Raw genomic sequence first — 7,911 nt, 5'->3', positions numbered from 1 at the left:
CTCATGTCCGCCCGGCTGGCTGGCGAGCAGCTCCCCGAGCCTCGAAGCGACGTCGAGAAGGAAGCTGCCCGCCGGCTAGCAGAAGACCTCGAGAACTGACTCACGAGGTTTCACAACACGCTCTCAGCCGTCACACACCACGCCACAGGACTTGACCGCGTCCCGGAAGCGACCGATCAGAGCCGGAAGCGGGTGAACGGCTTGAGACGGCATCGAGGAAATCGCGAGCCTGCCAGCCTGAAGCCCGTCGGCAGACTCGACCGTTGCCCGGGCGACGTCCAACGCCCGGACCAGATCACGGGCCGGGCGCACCAAGGCGCGGCCTGCCACTGTTAGGACCATGCGCCGGCCAGTACGGTGGAACAGCTCGGTATTCAACTCGTGCTCGAGTCGGCGCAAGGTCTGGGAGACCGACGGCTGGGCCACGAGCAACTGCGTAGCGGCGGCGTGGACGCTGCCGGTATCCACGACCGCCAGGAACTGCCTGACCTGTCGAACATCCATTGCTGTGCTCCTCATGCGCGTCTTGGGCGTCGTGGGCAGAGTGCCTGCTGCTTCCGGTAGCGATGGCGTTGTCCAGCCCGGCGGTAGGTAACACGACCGTTCAGGCCGAGCATGCCTGCCCGCGACGCCACAGTTCGTCGTACTATGAACTTGTTGGGCGCCAACAGAACCCGCGGCGGTCAACGGCGAGGTGTTGCGTCGACTATCACTCTTGGCCAGTGCCGGGGAGCGCCAGTCTGGCGAGGCCTTCCAAGCTGGCGGTTCCTGCGCACACCTGGGTGTCGAACGGTCAAGTGCGGGCCCTCGCCGGCCGGGCAGGATGCTCCTATGTCCTGTCAAGGGCGATGAGCGGGGTGTTGTCCTCGTCCGCTGGGATGGTCCGCGGCGCAGGTAGGCGCTTATACCCCCTGCGCGCGCCTGCGGCGTTTCAGGGTTGACCCGCCCACCTGCGTCGCTGGGTGAGCTGGGACGACGAGGACGGGGTGGTGTGACGAGTGCCTGGTAGAGCTCGCGGGCGAGGTAGCGCTTGAGGCAGCGGATGATCTCGTTCTTGGACAGGCCTTCGGTTGTGCGCCGGTCGAGGTAGGCCCGCGTGCGCGGATCGCAGCGCATCCGGGACAACACGACGGTGTAGAGCGCGTTGTGCGCGCCGCGGTCGCCGCCGCGGTTGAGACGGTGGCGGATCGTCTTGCCGCTGCTGGCCGGGATCGGGGCGACGCCGCAGAGATGGGCGAACGCGGCCTCGGAGCGCATCCGCTGTGGGTTGTCCCCGGCGGTGGTGAGCAGCTGGCCGGCGACCTCGGTGCCGACCCCGACCAGGGCGAGCAGTCCGGGCGCGGCGTCGGTGACGAGCTGGTGCAGGTCACGGTCGGCGTCTCGGATCTCGGCGCTGAGGTGCTGATGGCGGGCGCCCAGGCGGCGCAGCGTCAGGACCGTGGCGGCACCGGGGTCGTGCAGCGGGCCACCGGTCGTGAGGCTGGGGCAGGCCAGGACGAGGGCGGGTGTGGCCAGGTGGCGCAGGTCCTCGCGCAGCTCGGACGGTGCGGTGAGCACCAGCGCTTTGAGCTGGTTGATCGTCTGGGTGCGGGCTTTGACCGCGCCGCGGCGGGTCACGCGCAGCACGCGGATCGCTTCCACGATCCCGTCTCTGGTCTTCGGGATCCCGCAGCGGGTGCCGGCCAGCGCGGCCTGGGCGGCGGCGTAGGCGTCGATCGCGTCGGACTTGCCGTGCGCGGCGCGGAGCTGGCGGTTGGGGCGGTCGACCTCGACGACGCTCACGCCGGCCTCGGTGAGGTGGCGGAGCAGGCCGAGGCCGTAGGTGCCGGAGCCTTCGATCCCGACCCCGGTCAGGTCGCCGTGAGCGCCCATCCAGCGCAGCAGGGCGCGGTAGCCGCCCGGTGTCGCCGGGAACTGCCGGTCGCCCAGGGGGCGCCCGAGATGGTCGATGACCGCGGCGTGGTGGACCTCGCTGTGGGTGTCGATTCCGCCCGTGACAGGGCCGTTCGACGTTGTCATGCTGAGCATCGCTGTACCTGTTTCGGCTCGTACCGGTGGGTTCAGCGCGCTGCGGCCGGCGCGGCGGACACGACAGTGATGGGTGCCTCTCGCACAGGCTCTATGAGGTCATACCGCCCGGTCGCATGCGCAGGCGGCGCCGCTGCACGAGTCGACTACTCCTGCCCAGGACAGCCGAGTGCGCGTCAATCTCCGGAGGGTCCCACCCGGAACAGCAACGCCACCTGCATTCTCATACTCACTGAGCCTTTGCCAACCTGCTGGACGGGCAGGTCAGAGCGGGGTGCAGCGTGGCGTGACCTCGAATGGGTGAAGCTCCTGGTAGACGGGCGGTTGCTGAGACCAGAACGTCCAGCCAGGAGCTTCGAGGTGTTGTCCTGCCCGTCCGGGATGACCGTGTCCAGCCGCGCCCTCGGCGTGCTTGCTGGTGCGCTACGAGCGCACCGCAACAAGCGCCGGACCCGCTGGCGCAAGCTGCCAGCCTGTCGCCAGGCCCTGCTGGTCGTGGCGTACCTGCGCAGGGGCGAGACCTACGCCGACCTGGCCTGCGGCTTCGAGATCGGTACCTCCACGGTCTACCGGTACGTCCGGGAGGCGCTCGACCTGCTCGCCGCCGTGGCACCCACCCTCACCGTCAGCGCCTTCCACCGGGCCCAGGTCGGCTCCAGCGCGTCCTCGGCGAGGTGGGCGTGGTCGGCGAGCTCGCGCCGCAGCGCTCCGGGCCCGTCGAGGGACGTCTCGTGCGGGTCGGCGAGCTCCTCGGGCCGGCACCCCAGCAGCGTGGCGGTCGCGAGCACCCGCCGGGTCCCGAGCACGGCGGGCGAGGAACGCAGGACCGGATCGGCGAGGTCGAGCTCCTCGACCTGGAGCGGGCGCCCCTCCCGGACGGCGGACAGGGTCGACCGCAGCGCTCCGCCACACTCGTTGCTGCGTCCCAGCACGAGCGTCTCCCGGTGCAGGATCGCGGCACCGGGATCCAGCTCGATCCCGGTGTGCCGGTGGACGTCCGCGCCGTGGGCGACGACGAACGGCGCCCCACCCCAGACCATCCGGCCACGTTCGCCGACCCGGATCGACGCCGTCCAGTCCGCCCGGCCGCCACGGGCGTCGTAGGCGACCGTCCCGGAGGGCTCGACCAGCTCGAGGGAGGCGCCCGCACCGACCTCGACCTCCAGCCGCAGGTGGTCACCGGCGAGCAGGGACGCGCAGGCGGCGACCAGTGCCACCCGCGGACCGTCGCCTGCCAGCAGCCGCGGCCGCAGGTAGGCACTCGCGGTGAGCTCGGTGATGCGCGTCCGCGAGCCGGCCTTCTCGACGACGATCCGTGCGGGTGCGTCGCGGCTCACGGGTGGGCGTGGGTGTGCGGCGCCATCGGGCCGGGGTCGTGGGCGACGTGGTGTCCCGCCCGGTACCCGTCGACGACCTGGCGCACCCAGTCGCAGAGCCGGGCGATCGCGGCGGGATCCTGCCGGCTCAGTGCGAGCACCGGGAGCCCGTCCCGGACGGCGACGGCGTCGTCGACCATCCGGTCGACGTCGACCCCGACGTGCGGGGCCAGGTCGGTCTTGTTGATGACCAGCAGATCGGCACGCTCGATGCCGGGACCGCCCTTGCGGGCCACGTCCCCGCCGCCGGCCACGTCGAGGCAGAAGATCTGGGCGTCGACCAGGCCGGGGCTGAACGTGGCGGTCAGGTTGTCCCCGCCGCTCTCGACCACCACCAGCTCCAGCGGCGCGAACGCGGTCTCCAGGTCCTCGACGGCGAGCAGGTTCGCGGTGATGTCGTCGCGGATCGCGGTGTGCGGGCAGGCCCCGGTCTCCACCGCCTTGATCCGCTCGACGGGCAGCACCTCGGCCGCGCGGAGCAGGCGCGCGTCCTCGTCGGTGTAGATGTCGTTGGTGACCACGGCCATCGACAGCTCGGCGGACAGCTCCCGGCACAGCGTGGCGAGCACCGTGCTCTTGCCGGTGCCGACCGGGCCGGCCACGCCGAGGCGGAACGGGCGGGTGGGGTGCTCAGGCAACGAAGATCCTCCTCGAGCGGGACTCGTGGTCGAGCGAGTACTGCTCGACCAGCGGGGCGGTGGTGGCCGGCATCGTGTCCGGGCCGGTGCAGGTCAGGGCCCGCGCGACGATCTCCTCCAGGGTGTGCCCGGCGTCGAGCAGCCAGCGGGTCGCGTCGGTCGGGTCCACGGGCAGCAGCTTCAGCGCCGCGGCCGCGACCGTCTGCGCGTCGTCGTAGAGGCTCGCCCGCGCGACCTGGGCGTCGGACATCCCGACGGCCGCGCCGACGATCCCGAGCGCCACCGGTCGCAGCGGTGGCGCGCCGAGGGAGTCGAGCGCGGCGACGGCGGGGTGCTCGGGCCACAGCCGCCGGGCCAGCCGGGCCAGCCCGCGGCCCAGCAGCTCGGAGGCCGTGCGGGCCGGTGCGCTGGGCATCCGGGCCCGCAGCGCGACCTGCACCTCGTCGACGTCCGCGCCGGCGGTGCGACCGCAACGCAGCGCGAGCACGGCGGCAGCAGCCTCGACCAGCCCGACGGTCCGCAGCCGGGCCTCGATGTAGCGGGGGACATCGTCCGGTCGCATCCCCACCTGCAGCGCGGGTTCGAGCCCGCCCGAGTGGGCGTGCCCGCCGGTGGGCAGCCGCCCGTCGGCGAGGAGTAGGGCCCCGAGTTCGGCCGGCATCGTCGCCTGCCCCTAGAACATCATGTAGCGCTGCGCGAGGGGGACCTCGCTGACCGGCTCGGGCCGCACCCGCTCACCGTCGATCGAGATCGCGAACGTCTCCGGGTCGACCTCCAGCCTCGGCAGGGCCGTGTTGTTCGGCAGGTCGGCCTTGGCCAGACCGCGGGTGGGCCGGACCGCGGTGAGCCGGCGGCGCAGTCCCAGACGGTCGCCGAGCCCGTCCTCGATCGCGAGCGGGGACACGAACGTCGTCGCGAGGTGGGCCGCGGACCCGGGGTTGCTCGGCAACGCCGGCCGGATGAAGACCGGCTGCGGCGTGGGGATCGCCGCGTTGGGATCGCCGAGCGCCGCGCTGACGATCGCGCCACCCTTGAGGACCGTCATCGGCCGGATCCCGAAGAACGCCGGGTCCCAGAGCACGAGGTCGGCCAGCTTGCCCGGCTCGACGGACCCGATCTCGTGGTCGATGCCGTGCGCCACCGACGGGCAGATCGTGTACTTGGCGACGTAGCGGCGGGCGCGCTCGTTGTCGGCGGGCAGCGAGCCGCCCAGCGCTCCGCGCCGGTGCTTCATCACGTGGGCGACCTGCCACGTGCGGCTGACCAACTCACCGATCCGCCCCATCGCCTGGGCGTCCGAGGAGGTGATCGAGATCGCGCCGATGTCCTGCAGGATGTCCTCGGCGGCCATGGTGGTGCCCCGGATCCGGGACTCGGCGAAGGCCAGGTCCTCCGGGACGCGGGGGTTGAGGTGGTGGGCCACCATGAGCATGTCCAGGTGCTCGGCCTCGGTGTTGACCGTGTGCGGCAACGTCGGGTTCGTCGAGGCGGGCAGCACGCTGGACTCGCCCGCGACCACGATGATGTCCGGGGCGTGACCACCGCCGGCACCCTCGGAGTGGAACACGTGGATCCCGCGGCCGGCGATCGCGTCGAGGGTGTGCTGCACGTAGCCGGTCTCGTTCAGGCTGTCGGCGTGCAGCGCCACCTGCAGTCCGAAGTCGTCGGCCGCCCGCAGGGCCGCGTCGATCGCCGCCGGGGTGGCGCCCCAGTCCTCGTGGATCTTGTAGCCCCCGGCACCGGAGCGCGCCTCCTGCTCCAGTGCCTCGGAGCTGACCGTGCTGCCCTTGCCGAACAGGATGACGTTGAGCGGGACCTCGTCGAGGGCGCGGTGCATCATCGCCAGCGACCAGGCACCCGGGGTGACCGTGGTGGCCTTGGAGCCCTCGGTGGGCCCGGTCCCGCCACCGACCACGGTGGTGATCCCGGTCGCCAGCGCCTCGCGCATCTCGATCTCGCTGAGGAAGTGCACGTGGGTGTCGACCGCACCGGCGGTGAGGATCTTGCCCTCGCCGGCGATCACGTCGGTGCTCGGTCCGATGTGAAGCTCGGGGTGGACCCCGTCCATCACGTCCGGGTTGCCCGCCTTGCCCACCGCGACGATCCGTCCGTCCCGGACACCGACGTCCGCCCGGACGACACCCCAGTGGTCCAGGACGACGACGTTGGTCACCACCAGGTCGAGTGCACCCTGGTCGCGAGTGGTCAGGCCCTGGCCCATGGACTCGCGGATCGCCTTGCCGCCGCCGAAGGCGACCTCGTCGCCACCGAAGGTCAGGTCCCGCTCGACCTGGATCCAGATGTCGGTGTCCCCGAGCCGGACCTGGTCCCCCTCCGACGGACCGTAGAGCTGTACGTACTCCCGACGATCGATCCGGCTCACGCCTGCCTCCCGTCGTCGTCCGCCCCCGGCTCCGCGGGCTGTTCGCTGACGCGCACCCGTTTACCGCCGGCACGTGGCGTCTGCCCCACCTCGCTCCCCGGCGCACCGAAGGGCACCACCGGTCGCGGTCCGCGCCCGTGGGTCGGGAGCTCGTCGCCGGCGTGGAGCTGGAGCCCCGGCACGTACTTGCGGCCACCCAGCTCCGTGATGTCCACGGTGCGACTGACGCCGGGCTCGAACCGCACCGACGTGCCCGAGGGGATGTCGAGCCGGTGGCCGGCGGCGCGGTCCCGGTCGAAGCTCAGGGCCGGGTTGGCGTCCGGCAGGTGCAGGTGCGACCCCACCTGAATCGGCCGGTCGCCGTCGTTCACGATCACCAGCGAGTCCGAGGCCGGACCGGTCTCGAGCTCGGCCGGCTGCCCGGCCACGCGCACCTCGCCGGGGATCACTGGATCGGCTCCGTGATCGTGACGAGCTTGCGCCCGTCGGGGAACGTGGCCTCGACCTGCACGTCGGGGATCATCTCCGGCACACCCTCCATGACCTCATCCCGACCGAGCACGTGGCGCCCGTCGTTCATCAACTCGGGGACTCCTGCCCCCTCCCGGGCGCGTTCGAGCACCCAGCACGACAGCAGCGCGAGCGCCTCCGGGTGGTTGAGCCGGACGCCCCGGCCCAACCGGTCGCGCGCGACCATCCCTGCCACGCTCAGCAGCAGTTTCTCGGTGTCGGACGGAGTGAAGTTCATACGTCACCGCCAATCGCACATGTGATCAAGACGGTAGCAGCGGACATCCGGACCGGCAGGACTCACGAGGCGCGCAGCCGCCGTCCCCGGGGAGGAGGTCAGCCCCGGGCCGGGCGGCGCAGCTGCCCGGCCGGCGAGCCCTGGGCCCCGAACAGGATCTCCCGCCACTGCTCCTCCAGCGCCCGGGTGTCGTGCTTGTCGGGGTGGAAGCGTGGGTGGTTGAACACCGGCATCCGCGTCGTAGGTCCGGGAACCCTCGCTTCCGGAAGACCTCGTTGAGCCGGTCGTGCTCGCGACTGTGGATCACCTCCTGAGCGGTGAACCGGGCGACCCGGGCCCCGGTAGTGGGCGACCGACCGGACGAAGAAGTCCTCACCCGGGGGGGTGTCTCTATGTGGTTGTCAAGCCGCAGCGAGCGCCGGATCGGGCTTGGTGACTGTCGGTGGGGCGTAGGGCGTGCGGTCGCGAAGCATGGCGAACAGGACGTCGGTGCGGCGGCGGGCGAGGCAGATCAGGGCGGCGTTGTGTCGTTTGCCCTGGGCTCGTTTGCGGTCGTAGTAGGCGCGGCTGACGGGGTCGGCGAGGCTGGCGAAGGCGGACAGGAACAACGCGGACTTCAGCGCGTGGTTTCCGCGCTGGGAGCGGGTCTCGCCCTTGATCGAGGTCCCGGACCGGCGCGTCACGGGCGCGAGTCCAGCGTAGGCGGCCAGGTGCCCGGCGGTGGGGAACGCGGATCCG

9 protein-coding genes and 3 pseudogenes are annotated in these 7,911 nt (G+C 71.8%); 2 read left to right on the top strand and 10 right to left on the bottom strand.

Annotated elements, in window-relative coordinates:
- A pseudogene (locus tag ACLFMI_RS26635) lies at positions 1-99 on the top strand (IS5/IS1182 family transposase); the annotation flags it as partial.
- Between the two features lie 24 nt (positions 100-123).
- Here the strand turns inward: ACLFMI_RS26635 and ACLFMI_RS26630 are convergent.
- Complete coding sequence (locus ACLFMI_RS26630) at positions 124-504, bottom strand: LysR family transcriptional regulator (RefSeq protein WP_410950717.1); 381 nt, start codon at positions 502-504, stop codon at positions 124-126.
- Between the two features lie 501 nt (positions 505-1,005).
- Positions 1,006-2,028, bottom strand: a pseudogene (locus tag ACLFMI_RS26625) (IS110 family RNA-guided transposase); the annotation flags it as partial.
- A gap of 360 nt (positions 2,029-2,388) precedes the next feature.
- Here ACLFMI_RS26625 and ACLFMI_RS26620 point away from each other — a divergent pair.
- Positions 2,389-2,640, top strand: a pseudogene (locus tag ACLFMI_RS26620) (helix-turn-helix domain-containing protein); the annotation flags it as partial.
- Here the strand turns inward: ACLFMI_RS26620 and ACLFMI_RS26615 are convergent.
- The 8 genes from ACLFMI_RS26615 to ACLFMI_RS26580 all read right to left on the bottom strand — a co-directional run.
- On the bottom strand, positions 2,595-3,245 hold the full coding sequence (locus ACLFMI_RS26615) for an urease accessory protein UreD (protein WP_410950716.1): 651 nt from the start codon (positions 3,243-3,245) through the stop codon (positions 2,595-2,597). The pseudogene ACLFMI_RS26620 and the gene ACLFMI_RS26615 overlap by 46 nt on opposite strands.
- Positions 3,246-3,361: 116 nt before the next feature.
- Positions 3,362-4,042 (bottom strand): urease accessory protein UreG, encoded by a 681-nt coding sequence (gene ureG, locus ACLFMI_RS26610; RefSeq protein ID WP_410950714.1) that lies wholly within the window; start codon positions 4,040-4,042, stop codon positions 3,362-3,364.
- Positions 4,035-4,703 carry an urease accessory protein UreF gene (locus ACLFMI_RS26605; protein WP_410950713.1) on the bottom strand — a complete coding sequence of 223 codons (669 nt, stop codon included), beginning with the start codon at positions 4,701-4,703 and terminating at the stop codon, positions 4,035-4,037. Before ACLFMI_RS26605 ends, ureG begins: the two co-directional genes overlap by 8 nt.
- A gap of 12 nt (positions 4,704-4,715) precedes the next feature.
- Entirely contained in the window at positions 4,716-6,425 is a 1,710-nt protein-coding gene (locus tag ACLFMI_RS26600) for an urease subunit alpha (protein WP_410950712.1), read from the bottom strand.
- The gene (ureB, locus tag ACLFMI_RS26595; RefSeq protein WP_410950715.1) at positions 6,422-6,859 is read right to left on the bottom strand and encodes an urease subunit beta; all 438 of its coding nucleotides are present in this window, start codon (positions 6,857-6,859) and stop codon (positions 6,422-6,424) included. Before ureB ends, ACLFMI_RS26600 begins: the two co-directional genes overlap by 4 nt.
- 11 nt (positions 6,860-6,870) lie before the next feature.
- Positions 6,871-7,173, bottom strand: a complete 303-nt coding sequence (locus ACLFMI_RS26590; protein WP_410950711.1) for an urease subunit gamma — start codon at positions 7,171-7,173, stop codon at positions 6,871-6,873.
- A gap of 98 nt (positions 7,174-7,271) precedes the next feature.
- On the bottom strand, positions 7,272-7,406 hold the full coding sequence (locus tag ACLFMI_RS26585) for a hypothetical protein (protein ID WP_410950710.1): 135 nt from the start codon (positions 7,404-7,406) through the stop codon (positions 7,272-7,274).
- Positions 7,407-7,574: 168 nt separating this feature from the next.
- Positions 7,575-7,911, bottom strand: a 337-nt coding sequence (locus ACLFMI_RS26580; protein WP_410950709.1) for a transposase, incomplete at its 5' end; no start/stop codon positions are given.

Origin of the sequence: Pseudonocardia nantongensis (genome assembly GCF_046546495.1) — a bacterium.
GTDB classification, from domain to species: Bacteria; Actinomycetota; Actinomycetes; order Mycobacteriales; family Pseudonocardiaceae; genus Pseudonocardia; species Pseudonocardia nantongensis.
This window is presented reverse-complemented; position numbering and strand designations above follow the sequence as displayed.

Coding starts and splice junctions, on each gene's coding strand:
- ACLFMI_RS26605 (WP_410950713.1), bottom strand. CDS start 4,703: ATGCCGGCCGAACTCGGGGCCCTACTCCTCGCCGACGGGCGGCTGCCC.
- ACLFMI_RS26585 (WP_410950710.1), bottom strand. CDS start 7,406: ATGCCGGTGTTCAACCACCCACGCTTCCACCCCGACAAGCACGACACC.
- ACLFMI_RS26630 (WP_410950717.1), bottom strand. CDS start 504: ATGGATGTTCGACAGGTCAGGCAGTTCCTGGCGGTCGTGGATACCGGC.
- ACLFMI_RS26590 (WP_410950711.1), bottom strand. CDS start 7,173: ATGAACTTCACTCCGTCCGACACCGAGAAACTGCTGCTGAGCGTGGCA.